Source organism: Shewanella sp. DW31 (genome assembly GCF_015767295.1).
Taxonomy (GTDB): Bacteria; Pseudomonadota; Gammaproteobacteria; order Enterobacterales; family Shewanellaceae; genus Shewanella; species Shewanella oncorhynchi.
In genome coordinates this window covers 249,729-273,981 of record NZ_JADWMP020000002.1, presented here as the reverse complement: position 1 = coordinate 273,981, position 24,253 = coordinate 249,729, and the positions used below count along the sequence as shown (strand labels likewise).

Below are 24,253 nucleotides of genomic sequence, written 5' to 3'. Positions count from 1 at the left end.
TTGAGATAATGCGGCATCATATCACAGGCTTTGTAACCAACGTAAACTTGCCCATAACAAGGGCAGTATAATGATAAAGCTAAACCAGATAGCACAGGCACGTGAGGTCAGCTTAATTGCAGGCGTGATGTCATCACTGGTTGGCTGCGGACCGTAGCACAATTTATCCACATTGATACGCACGCCAGCAAACTTCTGTGGTCCACCGAGCTCGATTCTCAAAATACTGGCCACGAGATTCACACTGAGAACATAACCTCGAATAGCGTGATGATTTTTAGGGGCTCTAAAAAGTTTTGCAAACGCCTTAGGCCCGCCTTGAATGGCGAGCGACAGGCTCCACAACCAAGCCGGAATCGCCAGCAAGATAATGGATACACCATTCACAGTACTGCAGAAATGTTGATACTTTGGTTGAATGGGCGGCCAGCTCAATTCGAGTTGTTTGAGCATGCGCACAGCTAGCACTAGCGGTGCTCCAGCAATAGCGAAAAAGAAAATGGTCGATGCTGTGCCGTAAATAGGCGCTGTGGCGAGTTTTTCTATGGTGGCTTTGGCTAGGCCGATTTCCGACAAACTATCGGTATCGCGCACCACCCAAGGCTGTAAAAGCTTTTTTGCGCTGGCATTATCTCCACGTTTTAAGGCCTTAGCGATTTCATCGGCAACTTGGCTAAACCCTGCATCTGTTAAACACAGATAAAGCACCAAAAATTCGAAAAACCATGGAAAGGCAGCCAGTTCGAGTAAAAAGGTGATAATGGCCCAAAATGGAAACAGCAACAGTAACATAGCTAAAAAGCCTGCTGTGGCTTGTTGGCTTGGAGATCGTTCAGGGCGATTCACTTTGGCTGCGAGTTGCTTGGCTAAATGGCTAAACCAAATAAGCGGCTGCATTTCCCGTGGTAATGGCGCTAACCGCGCCAATAACAAAGCAAAAAAAAGTACCAAAAAGCCTTCAAACAAAGCGCCATCTATCTCGACAAGTTGTTGATAAAAAGAGGTGTGCATTCGGTACTTTCCACTTAAGTGATTATTTTATTGCGCTAGGATTCAGTTGCTCAAGCAGCAACATCACCATCAGAGCCGAGTGATAACCCGCTTTGACAATATAAGAGTCGAAATCCACTGGCGAGTCATTGTTGGCGTTATCCGATAAAGAGCGGATCACCACAAATGGCACTCCAAACTGATGACAAACTTGAGCGATTGCCGCACCTTCCATCTCACAGGCGGCCATAGTAGGGAAGTTTTTGAGCATGGCTTGGGTGCGAACAGGATCGCAAATAAAGCTGTCGCCAGTACAAATCAAACCCTCAATCGCTTTGACTTCACCCAGTTGAGCAATCGCTTTGTTGGCTGCTTCAACTAAATGTGCGGCAGGAATAAACGCAGCTGGTTGCTGCGCCATTTGGCCAATTTCATAACCAAAGGCGGTGACATCCACATCATGGTGACGCACTTCAGAAGAAATCACGATATCGCCAATGGCCAGCGAATCCACAAAACCACCGGCAGAACCAGTATTGATCACCGCATCCGGCGCATATTTTTCGATGAGTAGCGTGGTCGCAATACTTGCGGCGACTTTACCTATGCCTGAGCGAGTCACGACTACGTCTTTACCCGCGAGAGTACCAGCAATAAATTCAATACCAGCAATGGTTTGCGATGTCGCATTTGTCATGGCGGCGATCAGGTGAGCGACTTCTGGCTCCATTGCGCCAATAATTCCAATTTTCATGGGAGACCTTTTTGATTCAACACTTAAAGAGTGGGACACGGGAATGCTGGCTAATATACCACACAGTTTTATGCAGTCGTTATGGCGAGATTGGGATTGCTTGATAATCGCGGGTTAAAACGCGGGAGGGTTAACGGAAAAGTGCACCCCTAAGAGGTGCACTTTTATCTATCTATTTCATCTGTCTATTTTACTTATCTATTTTTCCATCAACCGATGGCGACAAATCACAAAAAAAAGGCTGGACTTGTTTGCCTAAGTCCAGCCATTGCAGTGCTTGTTAAATGACAGCGGTAAAACAGTTTTTTAGCGATAAAACAAACACATTGGCGTTTAAGCTTAGCGCTTAGTCTAAGTAGTTAAGAATACCTTGAGCAGCATCGCGACCTTCGGCAATGGCTGTCACGACTAAGTCAGAACCGCGCACCATATCACCACCGGCAAACACTTTCGGGTTTGTGGTTTGGAATGGATTTTCGTCTAACTTACTCGCTTTAACTCGGCCCCATTGATCTAGCTCGATACCGTGTTCGGCAAACCAAGGTGCTGGGCTAGGCTGGAAACCAAAGGCGATAATAATCGCATCGGCTTCGAGCAACTGTTCGCTACCTGCAATCGCTTCGGCCCGTTGACGACCGCTGGCATCGGCTTTGCCCATGGCTGTTTCGACGCATTCAATGCCAACTACTTTGCCATCTTGGGTTTTAATCGCCACAGGTTGACGGTTAAACAGGAAGTTAACCCCTTCCTCCCGCGCATTTTGTACTTCGCGGCGTGAACCCGGCATGTTGGCCTCGTCTCGGCGGTAAGCACAGACTACGCTGCTGGCACCTTGCCTGACGGCTGTGCGTACGCAATCCATCGCAGTATCACCACCGCCTAATACCACAACACATTTACCTTCAAGGTTCAGGTAGGGCGTTTGCGCATCTTGCGTGCCCATTAAATGATGGGTGTTACCAATCAAATAGGGCAGGGCTTGGTATACGCCTTGGGCATCTTCACCCTCAAGGCCTGCTTTCATCGCGGTATAGGTGCCCATACCGAGGAAGACGGCATCGTATTCTTCGAGCAGTTTAGTAAATGGGATGTCCTTACCTACAGTGACACCGAGTTTGAACTCAATGCCCATGCCTTCTAATACACTGCGACGGGTCGCCATAACGGCTTTGTCGAGTTTAAAAGACGGAATACCGTAGGTGAGTAGACCACCAATTTGTGGATATTTATCAAAGACCACAGCTTTAACACCGTTGCGAGACAGAATATCCGCGCAGCCTAAACCCGCAGGGCCCGCACCGACAATCGCCACTCGTTCAGGGCGTGGCGTGACCTTGCTCATATCGGGGCGCCAGCCTTGGGCGATAGCTGTGTCGGTAATGTATTTTTCGACATTACCGATAGTGACAGCGCCAAAGTCGTCGTTCAGAGTACAAGCACCTTCACAGAGTCTGTCCTGTGGACAAACACGGCCGCAGATTTCGGGCAGAGTGTTGGTCTCATGCACTAAATCTGCCGCTTCCATGATGCGGCCTTGTTCCGCTAGCTTGAGCCAGTTAGGAATATAATTGTGTAGCGGGCACTTCCACTCACAATAAGGATTGCCGCAATCTAAACAGCGGTCCGCTTGCTCAGCCACTTGAGGTTGGGCAAAGGGCTGATAAATCTCAATAAACTGAGTCGCACGTTTAGCTGCAGGGTGTTTAGCGGGGTCTTTACGACCCACTTCAATAAATTGAAAATCGTTACTCATGCGCCATTACCCCGCTTTTACAACTAATTCTGGGCTCGATTTCTCTAATTTGAGCAGATCGGCCACGGCAATATTTTTAGGTTTTACTAATACGAAGCAATCTAACCAGTTACCAAAATCACTTAAGATCATCTTTGCATGTTCGCTGCCCGTCTCGGCCACGTGGGCTTCAATCAGACCTTTTAAATGTTGTTGATGTATCGGTGATTCGAGTTTTTGAGTATCGACAAGCTCAGTATTCACACGGCGATTGAAGCGGCCGAATTGATCGAACACATAGGCAAAACCGCCTGTCATCCCAGCGCCGAAGTTCACCCCTGTTTTACCAAGGACAACCACAATGCCGCTGGTCATGTATTCGCAGCCGTTATCGCCAAGCCCTTCGACCACAGCAATCGCTCCTGAGTTACGAACTGCAAAACGCTCGCCCGCTTGACCCGCGGCGAAGAACTTGCCGCCCGTCGCGCCGTAAAGACACGTGTTACCGACAATGGCGCTGCGCTCACTTTGGAACGGGCTGCCAATTGGCGGGTAGATGACAATCTGGCCGCCAGACATGCCTTTACCCACATAGTCGTTGGCATCGCCGCAGAGTTTTAACTCAAGGCCTGGGCTGTTCCACACGCCAAAGCTTTGGCCGGCACTGCCGTTAAAGCTCAGTTTGACCGGCGCTTTGGTGCCTTTGACGCCGAGTGTGCTCGCGATATAGCCTGACAACGTCGCGCCAACGGAACGGTCTGTGTTGTTGATGCTGTAAGCAGCATCGAAACTCTCGCCCTTATCGACAGCGCTTTGGCATTCGTTTAATAAATGCTGGTTAAGCAGCCCTAAATCCGCCGGTGGATTGGTTTCTTGCCAAGTGCGTGACGAGGTTGCTGGCACCTTGGGTTGATACAAAATCGGCGATAAGTCGAGCCCTTGTTGCTTAGCGGTTTGACCTTCGAGGGCATATAACCATTCGCTGTGGCCGACTAAGTCTTCAAATTTACTCACCCCTAAGGTCGCCATCCATTCACGAACTTCCTGTGCAACAAACTCAAAGTAAGTCATCACTCGCTCTGGCAGACCATGGTAATGGTTGTCGCGCAGGTTTTTATCTTGCGTTGCTACGCCAGTCGCGCAGTTGTTCAAGTGGCAAATACGCAGGTATTTACAACCTAGGGCGATCATCGGCACAGTACCAAAACCAAAGCTTTCGGCGCCTAATAATGCGGCTTTAATCACATCGGTACCGGTTTTTAAGCCGCCATCGACCTGCAGGCGAATTTTATGGCGTAGACCGTTTTCCACTAGCGATTGATGCACTTCGGCTAACCCTAGCTCCCATGGACTGCCCGCATATTTCACTGAGGTAATTGGGCTAGCACCTGTGCCGCCGTCATACCCTGAAATCGTGATCATGTCCGCATAGGCTTTGGCCACACCGGTGGCGATAGTGCCCACACCGGGTTCTGACACAAGTTTCACTGAAATCAGCGCTTTCGTGTTGATTTGCTTCAAATCGAAAATCAGCTGGGCTAAATCTTCGATAGAGTAAATATCGTGGTGCGGTGGCGGTGAAATCAAGGTCACACCAGGGCGTGCATGACGCAGTCCGGCGATTTCAACGCTGACTTTATGGCCGGGTAACTGACCACCTTCACCGGGTTTTGCCCCTTGGGCGACTTTAATCTGTAACACATCAGCATTAACTAAATAATGCGCCGTAACGCCAAAGCGTGCCGAGGCAATCTGCTTAATCGCAGAGTTGCGTTCAGTATTAAAGCGGCGAGCATCCTCACCACCTTCACCTGAGTTCGAGCGGCCGCCTAAGCGGTTCATTGCAATAGCCAGCGCTTCATGGGCTTCGGGGCTCAAAGCACCGATACTCATGGCTGCGCTGTCAAAGCGTTGATACAAGCCCGCTGCGCCTTCGACGTTAGCGATATCAATCGATGTTTGTGCGCCCTTAATACCGATTAAGTCACGCAGTGTGGCCACGGGACGATTGTCGACGAGTTCGGTGAATTTTTTATAGCTCGCGAAGTCTTTGTCAATCAATGATGCTTGCAAGGTGTTGACCACATCAGGGTTGAAGCAGTGATACTCGCCGCCCTCAACGTATTTTAGTAGGCCGCCTTGTGGTAACGGCACATGGGCACGGTAGGCCGCTTTGTGCAAAATAGCCTGGTCTTGGGCGATTTCTGCAAAGCCTGCGCCCTCGATGCGGCTAATTACGCCTTTAAAACACAGTTCGATCACTTCGCTGGCAATGCCTATGGCTTCAAATTGTTGGCTGCAACGATAAGAGCCGACAGTGCTGATGCCCATTTTGGACATGATCTTACGCAAGCCTTTTTCGATGCCGTAGCGGAAGTTCAACATCAATGCCGTGGTATCGGTTAAGTCATGGCGTTTCGCCAGTTCGGAAATTGACTCATACACTAAATACGGATAAATCGCCGTGGCACCAAAGCCAAGCAATACGGCAAAGTGATGCGGATCTCGCGCCGATGCGGTTTCAACAATAATGTTGGTGTCGCAGCGCAGGCTCTTATTCACTAGCATTTGCTGCACAGAACCTACCGCCATGGCCGCGGGGATCACTTGCGCTGTTTTACCTATGGCTCTATCAGAAAGGATCAACAAAGTCGTGCCGCTGCGGGCTAAACGCTCGGCTTCGGCAGTGATACGGCGAATGGCGCTTTCTAAGCCTTCCTGTGGTTCGTAATTTAAATCGACAATATTGGCGCGATAGTAAGTGCTATCTAATCCCAGTAACTGGTTAAAATCACTGAATAATAAAATAGGTGAATTGAACATCACCCGGTAAGCATGCCCAGTCGTTTCATTGAAGAGGTTCTGTTCACGGCCAATACAAGTGGTCAACGACATGACGTGCTTTTCACGTAAGGGGTCGATAGGTGGATTCGTTACTTGAGCAAATTTCTGCCTAAAATAGTCATACAGTGAACGTGATTTTTTCGACAATACCGCCATAGGTGTGTCGTCGCCCATAGAACCTGTGGCTTCTTCACCTTGCTTCGCCAATACCCAAATGACTTGTTCTAATTCCTCACGGGTATAGCCAAATTGTTTTTGGTATTGCAGCAATAGTTCAGGGCTTAATTCGCTGGCACCGTGCTGCTCAGAGGCTAAATCTTCCGCTGGCGTTAAAGTACGGCTGTTTTTCGCCATCCACTCTTTGTAAGGGTGGCGGCGTTTAAGATCGTTATCAATTTCAAAAGATTGGTACAGGCGGCCGTTCAAGGTATCTAATACCAGCAATTCGCCAGGCCCAACACGGCCTTTTTCAATCACTTCATCGGCGGCGTAATCCCAAATTCCGACTTCGGAAGCTAAGGTCAAAATACGATCTTTTGTGATCACATAACGCGATGGACGCAGACCATTTCGGTCAACAGCGCAGGCGGCATGGCGACCGTTGGTCATCACAATACCTGCCGGACCATCCCAAGGCTCCATGTGCATAGAGTTAAAGTCGTAGAAGGCTTTTAATTCGTCATCCATTTCTGGATTACTTTGCCAAGCAGGCGGGATCAATAGACGCATTGCACGGTATAAGTCCATGCCACCGGATAACAGCATTTCCAGCATGTTATCTAAAGATGAAGAGTCTGAGCCTGTTTCATTCACAAAGGGAGCGGCCTGCTGCAAATCTGGCAGTAGCGGCGAATTAAACTTATAGGCACGGGCACGAGCCCATTGACGGTTACCCGTAATAGTATTGATTTCGCCGTTATGGGCTAAATATCTAAACGGCTGAGCTAATGGCCATTTAGGAGAAGTATTCGTTGAGAAACGTTGATGGAATAGGCAGATAGAGCTTTTTAAGCGAATGTCCGCGAGATCGGGATAAAACGCGGGCAAATCTACAGGCATCATCAAGCCTTTATAGACGATAACTTGGCCAGACAAACTCGCGACATAGAAGTCTTTGTCGTCGGTGATCTGCTGCTCTAAGCGGCGACGCGCCATATAAAGGCGGCGTTCCAAGTCTTTTTCACGCCAGCCAATGGGGGCGTTGATCAGTACTTGGTAGATTTGTGGCAGGCTAGCCTTGCCAATTTCACCTAACACATCGGGATTGACAGGCACCTTGCGCCAGCCTGCAATACTTAAGGTTTCACGCTCGAGTTCGCGCTCAAGAATAAACTTGGCTTGGTCAGCCAGTTCATCGTCTTGACTTAAAAACAGCATACCTACGGCAAATTTTCGGCTCAAATGCCAATCATTTTCCGCGGCAATCGCTTCAAAAAATTGCACGGGTAATTGCATTAATAAACCACAGCCGTCGCCAGTGCGACCGTCGGAGGCAATGCCCCCGCGGTGCTTCATGCGATCTAGACCATGGATTGCCGTGCGCACTATACGGTGGCTGGCTTCGCCATCCATCTGTGCTATCAACCCAAAACCACAATTGTCCCGCTCAAAACTGGGATGATATAAGCTCATACAAAAACCTCCCTAGACCTCAACTGATTACTACTCGGGGAGAAAATGTAAAGACTTTCTATAGATATGCACCCGAACCACCCAAATTAGCCTGAGATTCAATAAAGGTCAAACCAAAAATTTGCATAAAACATGGGTATTAATTCATGTTTCATACGCAAATCACAATTACCTTACGTTAACGTCAACAGTAAAATGTGTTGTATAACATTATGAATAAAAAGAATTTTAAAAACTATCAAACTCAAAATTTACCAAGGTGTAACATGCTGGTGGGATTGTTTTTGATTTAGAAATAGTGATTTTTATTGCAAACACAGTAAATAGATAAAAAATTAAAATTGTTGAATTGTTATTCATTTTTGATGTGAGCAAGATCTCAGCGGTAAGCTGGCTAATTTGAGGATGCGCACATTTATGATAATAACGGTATGAGTCAGGCGGGAATTTGATGTAGCGCCAAGAAACCTCTCGCTACCTTGCTTACACTAAGCTTTTTCTTCTATTTGTTCACGTATTTTCTTTTCTATTTGTGATTTTATCTTGGTTATTATCAATGAAGCGATATGAAATTTGGTTGGTGCTCTGATGGGGCTTGATGCATATGTGAACACCTTTGGTGCCGTTTGTAAGGCGCGATATGGCACCCGACTGCGAAAACTCACTATAGATGCCAAGTTTACTTGCCCTAACCGTGACGGCACTTTAGGGCGCGGAGGTTGTACTTTCTGTAATGTGGCGTCATTTAGCCATCAAACTGCCGATGTATTGAGTATTACTGAGCAACTCGAACAGGGTAAGAGCCGCTATCGTGAGGCGAAGCCTCAGGCACAAGCCGATAAATTTATTGCTTATTTTCAAGCCTACACTAGCACTTATGATGAATATCAAGTGTTAATGGTTAAGTACGATGAAGCGGTTAAAGATGGCGAGATAGTCGGTTTATGTGTAGGAACTCGCCCCGATTGTGTACCGAATAATGTACTGGATTTACTGGCGCGCTATCAGGAAAATGGTGTCGATGTGTGGTTAGAGCTCGGGTTGCAAACAGCCAAAGATGAAACACTGCGTAGAATTAACCGTGGCCATGATTTCGCCTGTTATAGTGACACTGTGTCTAGGGCGAGAGCTCGCGGTCTTAAGGTGTGCACTCATCTCATTCTTGGCTTACCCGATGAAACCCATAGCGATTATATGGCGACTTTAGCTGCTGTATTGCAGCAGGGTGTTGACGGTTTGAAGCTACATCCTTTGCATATCGTCGAAGGTAGCACTATGGCTAAGTCGTGGCGAAGTGGGCGCTTACCTTTATTGAGTCTTGAGGATTATGCCCACAGTGTCGGTGAGATTATCCGCCATACCCCCCTAGAAGTTATTTTTCACCGTGTCACCGCTTATGCGAAAAAACCTATGTTATTAGCACCCGATTGGTGTGCCTATCGTTGGGATGGATTGGTAGCGATTGTGGATAATTTGCAGCTTTATGGTGGACAAGGGCACGCATTAGCGCAACGATAGAGGCAAGTTAGTGGGATAAATTTACTCCCTAAATGTTATGTCGTCGCTATTATTTCGTAAGCGTTTATTTACGACTATTAGTTTGTTTTTTGTTAATTTTAATCTGAATTAGACCATGAATATCGCTATAAGTTGCACTGACAATTTTAGTGGGTATCATGTGATAAATTCGTTTTAAGCATTGAACCACTTAAGGGAGGCCTTATGGCCACAGTTGAATTAGAAGCAATCCTAGATCTCAATACTCTCGAACAGTACTGCAGCGCCATTGGTGCCGGTACCTTACTCAAGAGTGTGGTGTTATTTGAGCAGCTAATGCCTGAATATGTTGGAAATCTAGTGAAGGCTAACGACGCAGCAGACAAAGATACCTTATGTTCAGAAGCACATAAATTTAAAGGTGCTGCAGGTTCTGTGGGGTTAAAACGTATTCAGCAGATCGCCCAGTTATTACAGCATGGCGAAGAAGCAAGATGGGATGCTGAACATGGCTCTTGGGTTGCTGACATCGTTGAACACGCGAGTGCAGATTTACAACAGTTAAAGTTATTCCTCCAAGCCAAAGCATAAAATATTACTTGCTAAGGTACGTTAAGGCGCAGCAATAATGTCTATTGTTGCGCTCAATTGAGTGAATCTTGCATTGGTTTTACGATTAAGTTTGTTGTTTTCGACATTTTCTTGTTAGCGCTTTTCCCATCTTATTTTGATACTCCCACTTAAGTTTTACGGCGAACCGATTGAATATCGATTCGGGTCACAATCCTGATATCTTATGCCGCGTTATTGCTCATCACTTATGCTAAAGTAGATTTAATTTCTTAATTCATAACCTTCATGGCAATCGAGAAAATGAAAAGTTTACCTAGCTTAAAAAACTTATTCTATTTGGTGAATCTCCATCAAGAGCAGAATTTTAACCGCGCCGCTAAGGTGTGTTTTGTCAGTCAATCAACACTTTCAAGTGGGATCCAAAACCTAGAAGAGCAGTTAGGGCATCAGTTGATTGAGCGAGACCATAAGTCATTTATGTTTACCGCCATTGGTGAAGAGGTGGTGCAGCGCGCCCGTAAAATTCTCACTGATGTGGATGATTTGGTGGAATTAGTGAAAAATCAAGGTGAGCCGATGACGGGGGATATTCGCTTAGGCTGTATTCCAACCATAGCGCCTTTCCTATTGAGCCGTGTGATCCGCCAGTGTCAGCAATCTTATCCGGCGATGAGTTTATTATTGAAGGAAGATACCACTGAGCGTTTGCTAGATGCTTTGGGTAAAGGAGAGCTGGACTTATTGATCCTAGCGCTACCCGTTGATACTAGCGGTTACCACAGCATGAAAGTGGGCATAGATCCTTTCAAAATGGTTGCCCACAAAGATTTAGCGGGTGGCATACATCAACCTATTGATTATCAAACTCTGCCGGACGAGAGCATTTTTCTTCTGCAAAGTGAGCATTGCATCACAGGCCATGCTATTACTGCATGTCAGCTAGGTGATAGTGCGAAAGTCAATCCGTTTGCCGCCACCAGTTTGCATACTTTAGTGCAGATGGTGAACAGTAAACTGGGCACCACGTTTCTTCCGCAAATGGCCATTGACGCGGGTATTTTGAATGACACAGATTTAGTGGTGATGACGCCACCGGGTGAAGCTCCTTACCGTGATATCGGCCTTGTTTGGCGTCAAACCACCAGTCGCATCTTAACTTTCCGCACTTTAGGTTTAATGATCCAAAAATTATTAACTAAGGACGGGGAATAAACTGACTGTAACTGCAAAGCATTAATTCAAGCTAAAGCTTAAAGTCGATTACAAATCAGAGCGGGGAAACGCCAAACACTTCAATTGAGTGTTGTTTCCCTTTGAGTTTGACTGGGCCTAGATTTGATAGGTGATACTGAGTGTTGGGGTTATCTAAACGTCCCGCGAGTGCGCCCGAAATCAACATGCGCTGTCCTAGTGGATTACATTGATCTTGCAGTCTTGCTAAGGTATTGAGCACGTCACTAAAGAAACTAATTTCTTGTTTCTGTACACCAACAACTGCAGCGACGACTTGGCCACAATGAGCCGCCGCTTTAAATTTCGGCACAAAGCCATAATGCTCTTCAAAGTAGCGGCGTTGCCAGTTCAGTTGTTGGCTAAATTCAAAATAAATATTCATGCAGCGGTCGTGAACTATCCCTTCTTCTAATGGCCAGTGAAGCAGCACTGCATCTCCCATATAGCGGTAGATTTCAGCTTCGTTATTGGACACTGTATCTGAAAGTAAACTAAAGCTGTCTTGGATCAATCGACTAAAGCGGTAATCGCCAAGTGATTCGGCATGTGTGGTTGAGGCGACCATGTCTAAATAGAGGAATAAGCGCTGCTCATATCTTGGCTTGTGGTATTTACCAAGGCCTATGTTGAGTAAAATACGCGGCCCGACTAATAATGCCATTTGCTCGACAAAAGCTAAGCTGACTCGTACGACGACCAAATATACGATCAATGCTTGGAATGAAGGGCTATAGAGAATGTGCGCCGTCAGCATTTGTCTGAGGGTCGACATATGATTTTCGATGGCCCACATATTTAAAAACTGAGTCATGTAAGCTAACGTCGTAGCACCCAGTAATAAAAACAAGCCCTTAAAGATGACTGAAAACACATAGGGGAGGCGATTGATTGCACTGAAATCTGCAATGACGTTCGACATCCAATGTAAGCTGCCAAAAATTATCCCCATGTAGATAGCAAGTGTTGCGAGATCAGCCGAACTTACCGCCCATTGGGGCAGCTCTGGTGATTGGGCATATCGAAAAAACACGAATGCAGCCATGGCAATCGCCCAAGCTAAAATCGCAAAAAGGAGTTTTTTCGCTTGTCTACGTGCTCTCACTGCTTGATTGGTATCCGAATACGGCTGTGATTTCAGGATGCCGTAGTTTATAGAAAAGAGTCACCTTAGTGCCAGTGAAATTTGTGATCTGGATCAATCCAAGTCCATATCGTTACTAAAAATTAACCAAATACCTTATTAAGTATCATAGCAGTGAAACTGGTCTTTAAATAAAAGCCCCTAGGGTTGGTCATTTTGAGGCTACCATCTTCGGCAATGCTTTGTGTTAACGCCTTACTATTAGCGGCCTTAGGGCGCAATTGCAGCACTTCGCCGTGGCGCGCTGTAAGCCTCTCTACTTTTCCGAGGGCGATAAGCTCCATGATCTCTTCCCAATCCTGTTGCAGTAATTGCAACTCGTGCGGATCTGGTTCCCACAATATTGGTGTACCTATACGGCGCTCACCCACAGGAATATGCCTCTCTCCTTCAACGGGTACCCAAAGTACTCGCTGTAACTTATGGCAGACTAAGCTGTTTTGCCAGGTTAATCCTTGGATATTCGATAGCGGCGCCACGCAGACATAAGTGGTCTCCAGCGGTCGCCCCTGTGTATCAATGGGGATAGTTTTTAGCTCGACTCCTAAATGTAGAAAATCTTGCTCAGGTTTAGAACCCGCCGTTGCGCCTAATTCCATTTCGATTAATTGACCGACCCAACCTTTATCGCGTTTAAGATCCTTGGGGACACGAATGCTTCTTTGGCTGGCTATCTGCGCCAAACTCACGCCCGCCATCATGTTGGCACGTTCGAGTAGTTCAGATAGATTTTCGGGGGGGATAATTCGATTCATGGCTGGATTTTACTTAAAAATAACCGCTTAGCAATGGCGGTTAAAAAACGAGCTCTACAGGGTGGGTTAACTTGTACCGAATGTTTTTATTCTAAGTGACTGATTTTAAATTTTATATCCGTGTTAACCCCCGTTTTGCAAAAAAGTGTTCAAAGTTACTCTCTGCTTTCCCTTGCGTTCCCCACATACTTATCCACAGATATTATGGATAACTCAGTAAAGTGAGCCTCTTAACCTAATAAAAACCCTAAGTCAATGCGAATAAAGTGCATTTATTCTGGCTTTTGTGGACACTATTTGTGTATAAAGTTGAGTAATATCGCGAGAATGATAGAAATACTTCTTGCTGGTCAAATAATGAGCTTTATTGGTTTTTTAGTCTAAAACAAATCATGATTAACGTACAAGCTTATGAATTTATTAATCATTAAGTTTTAACTCTAAATTTTAAAAACGATGGTAAATAGATGTTTTTTGAACGTTATAACAAGTTCACCTGAGTTTCAAACAGAGATATCCACAGAAAATGTGGATATCCCCGGATTCCATCCCCTAGCATTGTTGATAAATGTCTTTTAAGTCAGATGTTATCCAAAGCTTAGGATAAAATAGAGGTTTGCTGAGAGACTAGCTTTATGAAACAATCAGTTTATTAAAATTTAATGTGATTTGGAGTCCATGTGATTGATAGCGACGGCTTTCGCGCAAATGTGGGCATTATAATTTGTAACAGATATGGCCAAGTCATGTGGGCTAGACGTTTCGGTCAACACTCATGGCAATTTCCTCAAGGTGGCGTCGATGATGGCGAGACAGCAGAAGAGGCTATGTACCGTGAGTTGTATGAAGAAGTGGGCCTAAGACCTGAACACGTGCATATATTAACCTCGACCCGTTCTTGGTTGCGCTATCGTTTGCCAAAGCGTTTAGTGAGGCAAGACAGTAAACCTGTGTGTATCGGGCAAAAACAAAAGTGGTTTCTGTTACAACTGAAAAGCCAAGATAGTGCGATTAATTTGAGTTCTTCTGGGCATCCTGAATTTGACGATTGGCGCTGGGTAAGTTATTGGTATCCTGTGCGGCAAGTTGTGTCATTTAAGCGTGATGTTTATCGTAAGGTGATGAAAGAGTTTGCGGTAACGGCATTGTCATTCCAAACCCTAGAAATACCTAGGAAACGGGGAAGACAAAAAACAACGGGCTGATTTTCAAAAGAGGATTGAAAACAGTGTTAAATACGCTTAGGGATATTACTCAGGCTGTGGCATCTGCCCACAGTTTGGAAACCGCATTAGAAATCTTAGTTTCATCGACTAAAGCGGCGATGGAAACCCAATGTTGCTCCATCTATATCCTAGAAGAGCAAGAACTCGTGTTATCTGCAACCGATGGTCTTGAAAAAAGCGCCGTTGGTCGAGTACGTATGCCGCTGACTGAAGGTTTAGTTGGACTTGCTGCCCAGCGAGAAGAGGCCGTTAATTTAGCGGATGCTCGGCTTCATCCAAGGTTTAAGCTTTTTCCTGAAGTCGCCGAAGAAGAATACCGCGCTTTTTTAGCTGTACCTATTATCTACCAGAAGGCTGTGGTTGGGGTGATAGTGGTACAGCAGGCGAGTGCTCGCCAATTCAGTGAGGGCGAAGAAGCCTTCCTGATGACCCTCGCCGCCCAATTAGCGATGGCAGTGCGTGGCTTAAAACAAAAAGCACAAGTCAGCTCCCATCATCAACAAATTCTGTTTCAAGGTACTTCAGCATCAAACGGTATCGCCATTGCGTATGCCTTCGTACTTGGTGGGGAAATCCCCCTTGAACAGCCTGAGGTGCGTTCTGACGATATTGCCTATGAATCGAGTCGCTTAACCACGGCTATGGTGCGTTGTAAAGAAGCGATAGGTGCCTTATCTCAACGGTTTGATCGCGAGCAAGATGACGAAGTTGTCTCCATTTTCAATGCATTACAGTTACTGCTTGATGATGCTAGTTTAGGCGGCGAATATACCCGTGAAGTGCAATTAGGCTGGGCTGCTGAGTCGGCGGTGAGTCGAGTGTCTCTACGTTATATTCAACAGTTTTTAGCAATGGAAGACCCTTACCTTAAGGAGCGGGCTAGCGATATTCGTGACTTAGGTCAAAAAGTATTGCGCCAACTTATTGAGCCAGAACGTCTAGAGCTTGAGCCCGATAAACCTGTAATCCTCATTACCCGTGAAGCCGATGCGACTATGTTGGCTGAGTTCCCAAGGCAAAAGCTTGCGGGTATTGTCACTGAGCTTGGTGGCGTAAACTCCCATGCCGCTATTTTAGCCCGCGCCTTAGGTGTGCCTGCAATCACAGGTGTAGAGCAACTGTTATCTGCCAATATTGACCAAAAACTTCTAGTCGTAAACGCAAGCCGTGGTCAGTTATTGGTGTCGCCATCACCTGCGATTGTCGGTGAGTATCGTAGCCTGATTTCGGCACAAAAAGCCTTGCAACGCCAGTATGCCCAAGAATTAGCGCTGCCTTCTGTAACCTTAGATGGTTCACGTATTCGCTTGTATCTCAATGCGGGATTACTCAGTGGTGTGGCCTCTGAAATTGCAGAGGGCGCCGACGGTATTGGGCTTTATCGCACTGAAATTCCTTTTATGTTGCAACAGCGCTTCCCGAGTGAATCTGAGCAAGTCAAAGTCTATCAACAGGTCTTATCGGCAGCGTCCGGTCGACCTGTGGTGATGCGTACTTTAGATGTGGGAGGTGATAAACCTTTACCGTATTTCCCGATTAAAGAAGACAATCCTTTCCTTGGATGGCGCGGTATTCGCTTGTCTCTGGATCATCCTGAGCTGTTTTTGGTGCAGTTACGGGCCATGCTACAGGCTGGGGGAGACGGTAAACAGTTAAGTATTTTGCTGCCTATGGTCAGCAACTTAGATGAAATCGATCAATCCTTAGAATATTTGCAACAAGCCTATGTTGAATTAAAAAACGATGTTAACAGCGACATAGTGATGCCACGCATAGGCATTATGCTCGAAGTGCCAGCCATGTTATATCAGTTGGATGATGTGGCAAAACGAGTGGATTTTGTCTCTGTTGGTAGTAATGATTTAACCCAATATTTATTGGCTGTTGACCGTAATAACCCGCGGGTGAGCTCGTTATTTGACAGTTATCATCCTGGAATATTGCGGGCTTTGCATCAGGCGCACCTAGATTGTCGATACCATAAACTCGATATTAGTATCTGTGGAGAGTTAGCGGGCGAACCTATGGGGGCCATTTTGCTGGTGGCTATGGGATACGATCAGTTGAGTATGAATCAGGGCAGTTTAGCGCGGATCAATTATCTATTGCGTCGTGTTGCGCGGGCTGATTTAGATCAATTACTTGCTAAAGCGCTGAGCCTATCAAACGGCTTCCAAGTGCGTGAGCTGGTTAAAGAATATTTGACCCAGCAGTGTCTCGCAACAATTCTTAATTAACTAATGCTGTGTTTTGCTTTAAGCTAAGGCCCTCAATTTATCACGCTGTAGGTACTCGTGTGGATAGTTTGTTGTTGGTGTTCTTTATTTGCTTGGCTTTAGGCGCATTTGTCGGCTTTATGGCAGGATTATTAGGTATCGGTGGCGGCTTGATTGTAGTGCCTGCACTGCTTTATATTTTGCCATCGGTCGGTATTAGCTCTACTCAGCTCCCCCATATTGCAATTGCCACTTCGCTAGCAGCCATTATTCTCACCTCTATTTCGTCGGCACGTGCCCATCATAAGCGTGGCAATGTGCCTTGGAATTTATTCAAATCAATGTTACCGGGCCTGATTATAGGCGCGCTGGCTTCAGGTTTTATTGCTGAGCGTATTCCCGCTGATAAGTTACAACAAGGTTTTGCCATTTTTGTGATTTTAATGACAATTCAAATGGCTTATCCCGTTAAGGCCGAATCAAATCGTCAATTACCTAATTCAGTAGTGCTTTTTGTTGTATCGGCTTTTGTTGCGGTTTTGGCAGGTTTGACCGGGATAGGTGGCGGTATACTGATAGTGCCATTTTTGACTTTTTATGGTTTACAGATGCGTCAAGCCGTGGGCTTTTCTGCGGCGATGGGCTTCTTAATCTCTCTTTCTGGCAGTTTCGGCTATATTATTGCAGGAATGAATACCCCTGAGTTGCCCTATGGTACCTTAGGCTATATCTATTTACCTGCATTGTTTGGTTTAGTGATCACTTCTGTCTTGATGGCGCCTGTGGGGGTAAAAGCGGCGAGCACTTGGCCAACATCGGTACTTAAAAAGATATTTGCATTGTTACTTCTATGTGTCGGCCTTAAGTTAATTCTGACCTAGTTTTTATGTTTATCTCAGTTTGAGGCTGCTAATGGATGTGTTATGGCGTTGAGTTTCCCCAATATCGATCCCGTGATCGTTTCATTTGGACCGTTTAATCTTTTTGGACAAACCTTTGAACCGGCACTGCGTTGGTATGGTTTTACCTATTTAGTCGGATTTGTTGCGGCCATGTGGTTGTTGAACCGCCAAGCCGACCGTTCAAAGGGGATATGGACGCGGGAACAAGTTTCAGATTTACTCTTTTATGGTTTTCTTGGGGTGATTTTAGGTGGCCGTATCGGTTACGTGCTTTTTTATCATTTCGATTATTTCCTCGCCAGTCCCCTCTATTTATTTAAAATCTCTGAAGGTGGCATGTCTTTCCACGGCGGTTTGATGGGCGTGATTACGGCGATGCTCTATATCGCGTGGAAACAAAAACGTACTTTTTTTGCTGTCGCCGATATGGTGGCACCTGTTGTGCCTATTGGTTTAGGCGCTGGTCGTATTGGTAACTTTATTAACGGCGAGCTTTGGGGACGAACCACTGATGTGCCTTGGGCTATGGTGTTTCCAACTGGTGGGCCTGACCCACGCCATCCATCCCAGTTGTATCAGTTCGCCCTTGAAGGCGTAGCATTATTCCTATTACTTTACTGGTTTAGCAAACGTACCGATAAAGTCGGTGCCGTCTCTGGTATGTTCTTAGTCGGTTACGGTATGTTCCGTATTATGGTTGAAACTGTGAGGCAACCCGACACACAGTTGGGACTCTACTGGGGATTTATAACTATGGGGCAGATACTCTCTGTGCCTATGGTGTTAATCGGTTTGTACTTGATTTTTCGTAAGCAAGGTAAGCAGCAATGAAACAGTATTTAGACTTAATGAAGCATATATTAGCCGAAGGCGTGGATAAATCGGATCGCACAGGTACTGGGACTCGCTCGGTATTTGGCTATCAAATGCGCTTCGATTTGAGCAAAGGTTTTCCTTTGGTGAGCACCAAAAAATGCCATATGCGCTCTATCATCCATGAATTGCTGTGGTTTCTGAAGGGGGAAACTAACGTTGCCTATTTACGCGAAAATAAGGTCAGCATTTGGGATGAATGGGCCGATGATAATGGCGATTTGGGCCCAGTTTATGGTGCCCAGTGGCGCAGCTGGCCAACCCAGAGTGGTGATGCTATCGATCAGATTTCGCAAGTTATCGCCCAGATAAAATCTCAGCCAGATTCTCGCCGTCTTATCGTTTCTGCGTGGAACGTGGGCGAACTGGATAAAATGGCTTTGGCACCGTGCCATGCGTTTTTTCAGTTCTATGTAGCTGATGGCAAATTATCTTGTCAGCTGTATCAGCGTAGTTGTGATGTGTTTCTGGGGTTGCCATTTAATATTGCCAGTTATGCTTTGTTGACTATGATGGTCGCCCAGCAATGTGACTTGGCCTTAGGTGATTTTGTGTGGACGGGTGGCGATACCCATTTATATTCTAATCATATGGAACAGACGGCACTGCAGTTAAGCCGTGATCCAAAACCGTTGCCGACTATGACTATTGTACGCAGACCTGAGTCGATTTTTGACTATCAATTCGATGATTTTGAATTAACAAACTACGCTCCACACCCTCATATCAAAGCCCCTGTTGCTGTGTGATGTATGTTTTTTAGTCTAACACTTCGGGATAACCGAGGTGTTAGGGAGAAACTTACGATTATATTTGTTATTACAATTCGTCTACACTCAATTCATTATGATTTTTAGGAGTGCAAGATGGAAAAAGCAATTAGAAATTTTCTGAGCCAAGAGTCGGCTGGCGGTATCCTGTTATTGGTTGCTGTTGTCTTAGCCATGCTGATGGCCAATTCCCCCTTATCTGGACTTTATCAAGGCTTTTTAGGCACTGACGTTCAAGTCAAAATTGGCGAGCTCAATATACACAAGCCACTCATCCTGTGGATAAACGATGGCTTGATGGCCATATTCTTTTTGCTGATTGGTTTAGAAGTGAAACGTGAGTTACTTGAAGGCGCCTTATCGAGTGTCGCTCAAGCTTCCCTGCCTACCTTTGCAGCGATTGGCGGCATGTTAGTCCCTGCTGGTGTGTACTTACTGTTTAACTATGGTGATCCTGTCACACAAGCGGGCTGGGCGATTCCTGCCGCGACTGATATTGCCTTTGCCTTAGGTATTATGGCACTGCTCGGAAGCCGCGTTCCTGTTTCACTGAAAGTCTTCTTACTTGCTTTAGCTATCATCGATGATTTAGGCGTCATAGTGATTATCGCGCTGTTTTACAGTACTGACCTATCAACCATTAGTTTAGTGATTGCCAGTTTAGCGATTGCGGGCTTGGTCGGGTTAAACCGCAAAGGGGTTACCTCACTTTTACCCTATGGCATCTTAGGGTTAATTCTTTGGGTTGCCGTACTTAAGTCTGGAGTGCATGCGACTCTGGCTGGCGTCATCATTGCTTTTTGTATTCCATTGCGGGCAAAGGATGGCAGTTCACCCTCAGAAGGCTTAGAGCATAGTTTGCATCCTTGGAGTACTTTCCTCATTTTGCCAGTGTTTGCTTTTGCCAATGCGGGCGTTTATGTCGGCAATATGAATTTGGAGACGTTAATTTCTCCTGTTCCTGTTGGTATTGCATTGGGCCTGATGTTAGGTAAGCCAATCGGTGTAATGTTATTTAGCTTTATTGCGGTGAAACTAAAATTAGCTCAATTGCCCGATGGCGTAGGTTGGAAGCAAATTGCCCCCGTCGCGGCCATGTGCGGTATTGGTTTTACTATGTCTATGTTTATTGCGTCGTTGGCCTTTGAACATGCAGACCCTATGTACGGTGACTTAGCACGCCTAGGGACCTTAATCGGTTCGATTATGGCAGCGTTAGTCGGGTATTTCTGGTTATCAAAAGTGTTACCTAAGAAAGGAGTATAACTATGATAAAGTTGAAATTAATGGGAATAGCAACGCTCTTATGTTTATCGACAACCGCGACGGCATCGCAAATTTCGGCCTGTAATCAGGATGCAAACTCGCAGACTTGCCAAAGCTATCTTGAAGGAATAGTGGATGGCGCTTTGATGTTTAAATCTGATTCCTTAGGGGCGAGATTAGAAACTAATGGTTATGAATCGAGGGCACTTAAGTATCGCGGTGGTAAACGTTTCCAAGAAGCGAATCGAACCTATTGCGCCGAACGTATTCCTGAACGTAACGTTTTAGTTTCAGGAGTCACTGAAGCGGTAAGTCTGGGGAATGCTGCCGATTTGGAGCAGTTACAAGGCATAGTTACTAACTTACTCGACTGCCAGCGTTTAAAGTAACTTGACTGGGAATCATCAGGTTTTTAATCATCTGATTTTAAACTATCGAGTTTAAAATAACACAGTCCCCCCCTCAGCGCCTTGGCGTTTGAGGGAGCATTAACAGCGGGTTAGCATGCTGCACTTGAATTATAACCACTTGTATTATTTTTGGATGATTAAGAAAAAGGGCTCAGTCGCGAAGGCGGCCGAAGCCCTATGTTTAACGCCGCAAACGATAACTGGGCAAATTCGTGCCTTAGAAGATAGGTTAAACGGCAGTCTGTTCAAGCGAGTCGGGCGGACATTGGAGGCGACAGAATTAGGTGAATTGGTTTTTCGCTACGCCGATAAGATGTTTAGCCTTAGCTATGAAATGCTCGATTTACTTAACTATCAAAAAGCGGATGCCATGTTATTCGAGGTGGGTATTGCCGATGCCTTATCTAAAGCTTTAGTCAGCCGAGTGTTATTATCCGTAGTGCCTAATGACAATTCTATGCACTTAGCCTGCTATGAGGCGACTCACGAGAGCCTAATGGCGCGTTTACGTGAGCATAAACTGGATATGATCCTTTCGGATTGTGCAGGTGAGTCACTGAAATACCCTGAAATTTTATCTAAAAAATTAGGCGAGTGTGGCGTGAGTTTTTTCTCCGCTGAGACTTATAGCGCTGATTTTCCTGCCTGTTTAGAACAAGGCCAGCTATTAATCCCCGGCCGTAGAACTTCACTTGGACAACAGCTATATCGCTGGTTTGACGAGCAAAACCTTAAAGTCAGTATCTTAGGTGAGTTCGATGATGCGGCCATGATGAAAGCCTTTGGTTACCTTAAACGAGGTATTTTTGTCACACCGTCGATTTATCGCCAAGAAGTGATTTCCCATGGTATGAATTTGCTCGGTGAAACCACCGATGTGAAAGAGGAATACCATGTGATGTTTGCCGAACGTATGATCCAACATCCTGCGGTAAAGCGATTATTGGATACAGATTTTAGCGATCTCTTTGAGGGGCTCGATACGCAAGTACAACAATGCTAATTTTGTGAGTCAATATGAAGGGTTAATCGACACTTTAGTCAGTGAACTGATAGACTAATGCCAAATCTGTGTTGGGAGAAATACCTTGGAATTAATGAACATCGCAAGGGTTCGCTGGGCATGTCGCCGTGGGATGCTGGAATTAGACGTCTTGCTTCAACCTTTTGTTGAAAATTTCTATCAAGAAATGTCCGATGAAGATAAAACCGTGTTTATCCGTTTGTTGGAATGTGAAGATCCAGAATTGTTTGCTTGGTTTATGGGCCATGAAGTGTGCCCTGATACTGAACTGGCTCGTATGATAGTGAAAGTCCGTGGAAGACCGGCACCATAGTTTCAGCGTAAAAGCCTCTTTCGACCAACGACTCTCGTTGGTCGTTTTTATTGGTGTCTGTTCTAGCTCATTTCTGCTTTGGCCCCAAAGCGAGATTATCGCCTTATCTCTGCTTAAATATTTGTTTATCGTACTTGTCAGTATTTTCTTGCTGTTGCAGTTGTGGCGACTGCAGCATTGGCGTTTAGATTTTGTGCTGAGTGATAAAGGCGAGGGACGTTTGTCAACGGGGGAGCACTTTCAGGTACTAAAACGCACTTGGGTCACGCCCTTTGTTTGCGTGATTTATATCGAAGTAGATACTCAGTTGCGGCTCTTGCTGGTTTGGGCTGATATGTTAGACGATACTGACTATCGACATTTATGTCGTCTGTTGCTGCGGGCTAAAATGCAACAGACTAAACCTCATTCTGAGATTTAGTCTGTTTATGATGAAGTAATCTATGCGTATGCGGTTACTTTTCTGGTAGTAAAATAGTCGGGCGAGGCGCGTCTAATTTCTCTGGATGATCGATATTAAAATGCAGCCCACGGCTTTCTTTACGCTCCATGGCACAGCGAATAATTAATTCGGCCACTTGCACTAAGTTACGTAATTCGAGCAAGTTATTGCTAACCCTGAAGTTACTGTAATATTCCTGAATTTCTTGCTGTAACATCAGGCAGCGGCGCAGTGCACGCTCGAGACGTTTATCAGAGCGTACAATTCCAACGTAGTCCCACATGAATAACCGCAGTTCGTGCCAGTTATGGGCGATGACCACTTCCTCATCCGAGTTCGACACTTTACTTTCATCCCATGCTGGAATTTGTCCCGGGATTTGAATTTTATGCAGTTGGCTTTCTATGTCCTGTGACGCCGCACGGGCAAACACTAAACATTCGAGTAACGAGTTACTCGCCAGACGATTGGCACCATGTAAGCCCGTATAGGCGACTTCACCAATAGCATAGAGACCATTGAGATCCGTCTGACCGTGCATATCTGTCATTACTCCACCGCAGGTATAGTGAGCAGCAGGCACGACAGGGATTGCATCCTTAGTGATATCAATTCCCAGATCTAAGCAACGGCTATAGATGGTCGGAAAATGCTTCATCACAAAGTCAGCATCTTTATGGCTGATATCCAGATACACACAGTCGGCACCCAGACGTTTCATCTCATAATCGATGGCGCGGGCAACGATGTCACGGGGAGCGAGCTCAGCGCGTTCATCAAAGTCCGGCATAAAGCGGCTGCCATCTGGACGACGCAGATAAGCCCCTTCACCACGCAGGGCTTCGGTGAGTAAGAAGTTGCGCGCATCTGCGTGGTACAAACACGTCGGATGGAATTGGTTGAACTCCATATTCGCCACGCGGCAACCTGCACGCCATGCCATGGCAATACCATCACCACTAGCGACATCGGGGTTTGAGGTATATTGATAAACCTTAGAGCTACCGCCTGTTGCTAACGCAACAAACTTGGCCTTAACGGTTTCGACGTGCTCTTCATTGCGATTCCACACATAAGCGCCTAACACACGATTACCTGGGCGATTTAATTTACGGGTGGTGATGAGGTCGATGGCGTTATAGCGTTCTAAAACGTGAATATTGGGGTGGGCGAGTGCGCGTTCTTGCAGTGTGGTTTGCACTTCTTTGCCTGTGGCATCGGCAGCGTGCAGAATACGTCTGTGGCTATGGCCGCCTTCACGGGTTAAATGGTAAGGTGCATCTTTTGCGTTGCCGTCTGTGGTTTCTTCTTTATCGAAGGCGACGCCACACTCGATAAGCCATTGCATCGCACTCTTGGCATTTTCAGCCGTGAAAGTGACAACGTCTTTGTCACATAAACCCGCCCCTGCGATTAAGGTGTCTGCAACATGGGATTCGATAGTGTCACTTTCGTCGAAGACGGAGGCGATACCGCCTTGGGCGTAGTAAGTCGACCCTTCCGAGAGTGGGCCTTTTGAAAGCAGAATTACTTTTGCTTTTTCAGCAAGATGCAAAGCTAGTGTCAGACCTGCGGCACCGCTACCTATGACTAATATGTCAGATTGGTGTTCAACTACTTGTTTCATCGGGTATCATGATGTGACTGAAGAGTGCCAACT

General features: G+C 45.9%; 20 protein-coding genes. 13 read left to right on the top strand and 7 right to left on the bottom strand.

What is annotated here, in order from left to right:
• Positions 1–21: 21 nt before the first annotated feature.
• The 4 genes from GWI56_RS03440 to gltB all read right to left on the bottom strand — a co-directional run bounded on the left by GWI56_RS03440 (position 22) and on the right by gltB (position 7,952).
• Complete coding sequence (locus GWI56_RS03440) at positions 22–1,011, bottom strand: cobalamin biosynthesis protein (RefSeq protein WP_168823446.1); 990 nt, start codon at positions 1,009–1,011, stop codon at positions 22–24.
• Positions 1,012–1,033: 22 nt separating this feature from the next.
• Positions 1,034–1,744 (bottom strand): 5'-methylthioadenosine/adenosylhomocysteine nucleosidase, encoded by a 711-nt coding sequence (locus GWI56_RS03435; protein ID WP_173246143.1) that lies wholly within the window; start codon positions 1,742–1,744, stop codon positions 1,034–1,036.
• A gap of 346 nt (positions 1,745–2,090) precedes the next feature.
• Entirely contained in the window at positions 2,091–3,497 is a 1,407-nt protein-coding gene (locus GWI56_RS03430; RefSeq protein WP_198572144.1) for an FAD-dependent oxidoreductase, read from the bottom strand.
• A gap of 6 nt (positions 3,498–3,503) precedes the next feature.
• The gene (gene gltB, locus GWI56_RS03425) at positions 3,504–7,952 is read right to left on the bottom strand and encodes a glutamate synthase large subunit (RefSeq protein ID WP_198572143.1); all 4,449 of its coding nucleotides are present in this window, start codon (positions 7,950–7,952) and stop codon (positions 3,504–3,506) included.
• Between the two features lie 588 nt (positions 7,953–8,540).
• On the opposite strand from gltB, the gene GWI56_RS03420 reads away from it, so the two are divergent.
• The 3 genes from GWI56_RS03420 (at position 8,541) to oxyR (ending at position 11,234) form a co-directional block, all read left to right on the top strand.
• The gene (locus GWI56_RS03420; protein WP_198572142.1) at positions 8,541–9,470 is read left to right on the top strand and encodes a TIGR01212 family radical SAM protein; all 930 of its coding nucleotides are present in this window, start codon (positions 8,541–8,543) and stop codon (positions 9,468–9,470) included.
• Between the two features lie 204 nt (positions 9,471–9,674).
• On the top strand, positions 9,675–10,040 hold the full coding sequence (locus tag GWI56_RS03415) for an Hpt domain-containing protein (protein ID WP_028760840.1): 366 nt from the start codon (positions 9,675–9,677) through the stop codon (positions 10,038–10,040).
• Between the two features lie 282 nt (positions 10,041–10,322).
• A complete protein-coding gene (oxyR, locus tag GWI56_RS03410; protein ID WP_198572141.1) occupies positions 10,323–11,234 on the top strand; it encodes a hydrogen peroxide-inducible genes transcriptional activator OxyR in 912 nt (303 codons plus the stop codon).
• 55 nt (positions 11,235–11,289) lie between these two features.
• Here the strand turns inward: oxyR and GWI56_RS03405 are convergent, their stop codons facing one another.
• Both GWI56_RS03405 and mutH read right to left on the bottom strand, forming a co-directional pair.
• The gene (locus GWI56_RS03405) at positions 11,290–12,357 is read right to left on the bottom strand and encodes an adenylate/guanylate cyclase domain-containing protein (protein ID WP_105249866.1); all 1,068 of its coding nucleotides are present in this window, start codon (positions 12,355–12,357) and stop codon (positions 11,290–11,292) included.
• A gap of 122 nt (positions 12,358–12,479) precedes the next feature.
• Positions 12,480–13,151 (bottom strand): DNA mismatch repair endonuclease MutH, encoded by a 672-nt coding sequence (mutH, locus tag GWI56_RS03400; RefSeq protein ID WP_131523041.1) that lies wholly within the window; start codon positions 13,149–13,151, stop codon positions 12,480–12,482.
• Between the two features lie 680 nt (positions 13,152–13,831).
• Between mutH and rppH the strand changes: the two genes are divergently transcribed.
• From rppH to GWI56_RS03350, 10 genes are all read left to right on the top strand, one after another.
• Positions 13,832–14,356: an RNA pyrophosphohydrolase gene (gene rppH, locus GWI56_RS03395; protein ID WP_006080762.1), complete on the top strand. Its 525-nt coding sequence runs from the start codon at positions 13,832–13,834 to the stop codon at positions 14,354–14,356.
• 23 nt (positions 14,357–14,379) lie between these two features.
• The gene (gene ptsP / locus GWI56_RS03390) at positions 14,380–16,614 is read left to right on the top strand and encodes a phosphoenolpyruvate--protein phosphotransferase (RefSeq protein WP_198572140.1); all 2,235 of its coding nucleotides are present in this window, start codon (positions 14,380–14,382) and stop codon (positions 16,612–16,614) included.
• 59 nt (positions 16,615–16,673) lie between these two features.
• Positions 16,674–17,474, top strand: coding sequence for a sulfite exporter TauE/SafE family protein (locus tag GWI56_RS03385; RefSeq protein WP_198572139.1), 801 nt, complete (start codon positions 16,674–16,676; stop codon positions 17,472–17,474).
• A gap of 42 nt (positions 17,475–17,516) precedes the next feature.
• Positions 17,517–18,326 carry a prolipoprotein diacylglyceryl transferase gene (gene lgt, locus GWI56_RS03380; RefSeq protein ID WP_198572138.1) on the top strand — a complete coding sequence of 270 codons (810 nt, stop codon included), beginning with the start codon at positions 17,517–17,519 and terminating at the stop codon, positions 18,324–18,326.
• Positions 18,323–19,117, top strand: coding sequence for a thymidylate synthase (gene thyA, locus GWI56_RS03375; protein WP_105249861.1), 795 nt, complete (start codon positions 18,323–18,325; stop codon positions 19,115–19,117). The genes lgt and thyA overlap by 4 nt, the downstream gene beginning before the upstream one ends.
• 117 nt (positions 19,118–19,234) lie before the next feature.
• The gene (gene nhaA / locus GWI56_RS03370; RefSeq protein WP_198572137.1) at positions 19,235–20,404 is read left to right on the top strand and encodes a Na+/H+ antiporter NhaA; all 1,170 of its coding nucleotides are present in this window, start codon (positions 19,235–19,237) and stop codon (positions 20,402–20,404) included.
• A gap of 2 nt (positions 20,405–20,406) precedes the next feature.
• Positions 20,407–20,793 (top strand): hypothetical protein, encoded by a 387-nt coding sequence (locus tag GWI56_RS03365; protein WP_105249860.1) that lies wholly within the window; start codon positions 20,407–20,409, stop codon positions 20,791–20,793.
• A 115-nt stretch (positions 20,794–20,908) separates the two neighbouring features.
• Positions 20,909–21,817 (top strand): transcriptional activator NhaR, encoded by a 909-nt coding sequence (nhaR, locus tag GWI56_RS03360; RefSeq protein WP_028760830.1) that lies wholly within the window; start codon positions 20,909–20,911, stop codon positions 21,815–21,817.
• An 85-nt stretch (positions 21,818–21,902) separates the two neighbouring features.
• Complete coding sequence (locus GWI56_RS03355; protein WP_028760829.1) at positions 21,903–22,151, top strand: succinate dehydrogenase assembly factor 2; 249 nt, start codon at positions 21,903–21,905, stop codon at positions 22,149–22,151.
• The gene (locus tag GWI56_RS03350; protein WP_198572136.1) at positions 22,132–22,572 is read left to right on the top strand and encodes a protein YgfX; all 441 of its coding nucleotides are present in this window, start codon (positions 22,132–22,134) and stop codon (positions 22,570–22,572) included. The genes GWI56_RS03355 and GWI56_RS03350 overlap by 20 nt, the downstream gene beginning before the upstream one ends.
• Before the next feature lie 34 nt (positions 22,573–22,606).
• On the opposite strand, the gene nadB is transcribed toward GWI56_RS03350, so the two are convergent.
• Positions 22,607–24,220: an L-aspartate oxidase gene (gene nadB, locus GWI56_RS03345; RefSeq protein WP_113940667.1), complete on the bottom strand. Its 1,614-nt coding sequence runs from the start codon at positions 24,218–24,220 to the stop codon at positions 22,607–22,609.
• Positions 24,221–24,253 lie beyond the last annotated feature (33 nt).

Excerpts from the sequence above, each read along its gene's own strand:
- mutH (WP_131523041.1), bottom strand. The coding sequence starts at position 13,151 with ATGAATCGAATTATCCCCCCCGAAAATCTATCTGAACTACTCGAACGT.
- GWI56_RS03420 (WP_198572142.1), top strand. The coding sequence starts at position 8,541 with ATGGGGCTTGATGCATATGTGAACACCTTTGGTGCCGTTTGTAAGGCG.
- GWI56_RS03365 (WP_105249860.1), top strand. The coding sequence starts at position 20,407 with ATGATAAAGTTGAAATTAATGGGAATAGCAACGCTCTTATGTTTATCG.
- nhaR (WP_028760830.1), top strand. The coding sequence starts at position 20,909 with ATGCTGCACTTGAATTATAACCACTTGTATTATTTTTGGATGATTAAG.
- GWI56_RS03415 (WP_028760840.1), top strand. The coding sequence starts at position 9,675 with ATGGCCACAGTTGAATTAGAAGCAATCCTAGATCTCAATACTCTCGAA.
- gltB (WP_198572143.1), bottom strand. The coding sequence starts at position 7,952 with ATGAGCTTATATCATCCCAGTTTTGAGCGGGACAATTGTGGTTTTGGG.
- GWI56_RS03435 (WP_173246143.1), bottom strand. The coding sequence starts at position 1,744 with ATGAAAATTGGAATTATTGGCGCAATGGAGCCAGAAGTCGCTCACCTG.
- thyA (WP_105249861.1), top strand. The coding sequence starts at position 18,323 with ATGAAACAGTATTTAGACTTAATGAAGCATATATTAGCCGAAGGCGTG.
- lgt (WP_198572138.1), top strand. The coding sequence starts at position 17,517 with ATGGCGTTGAGTTTCCCCAATATCGATCCCGTGATCGTTTCATTTGGA.
- oxyR (WP_198572141.1), top strand. The coding sequence starts at position 10,323 with ATGAAAAGTTTACCTAGCTTAAAAAACTTATTCTATTTGGTGAATCTC.
- GWI56_RS03440 (WP_168823446.1), bottom strand. The coding sequence starts at position 1,011 with ATGCACACCTCTTTTTATCAACAACTTGTCGAGATAGATGGCGCTTTG.
- GWI56_RS03430 (WP_198572144.1), bottom strand. The coding sequence starts at position 3,497 with ATGAGTAACGATTTTCAATTTATTGAAGTGGGTCGTAAAGACCCCGCT.
- nadB (WP_113940667.1), bottom strand. The coding sequence starts at position 24,220 with ATGAAACAAGTAGTTGAACACCAATCTGACATATTAGTCATAGGTAGC.
- nhaA (WP_198572137.1), top strand. The coding sequence starts at position 19,235 with ATGGAAAAAGCAATTAGAAATTTTCTGAGCCAAGAGTCGGCTGGCGGT.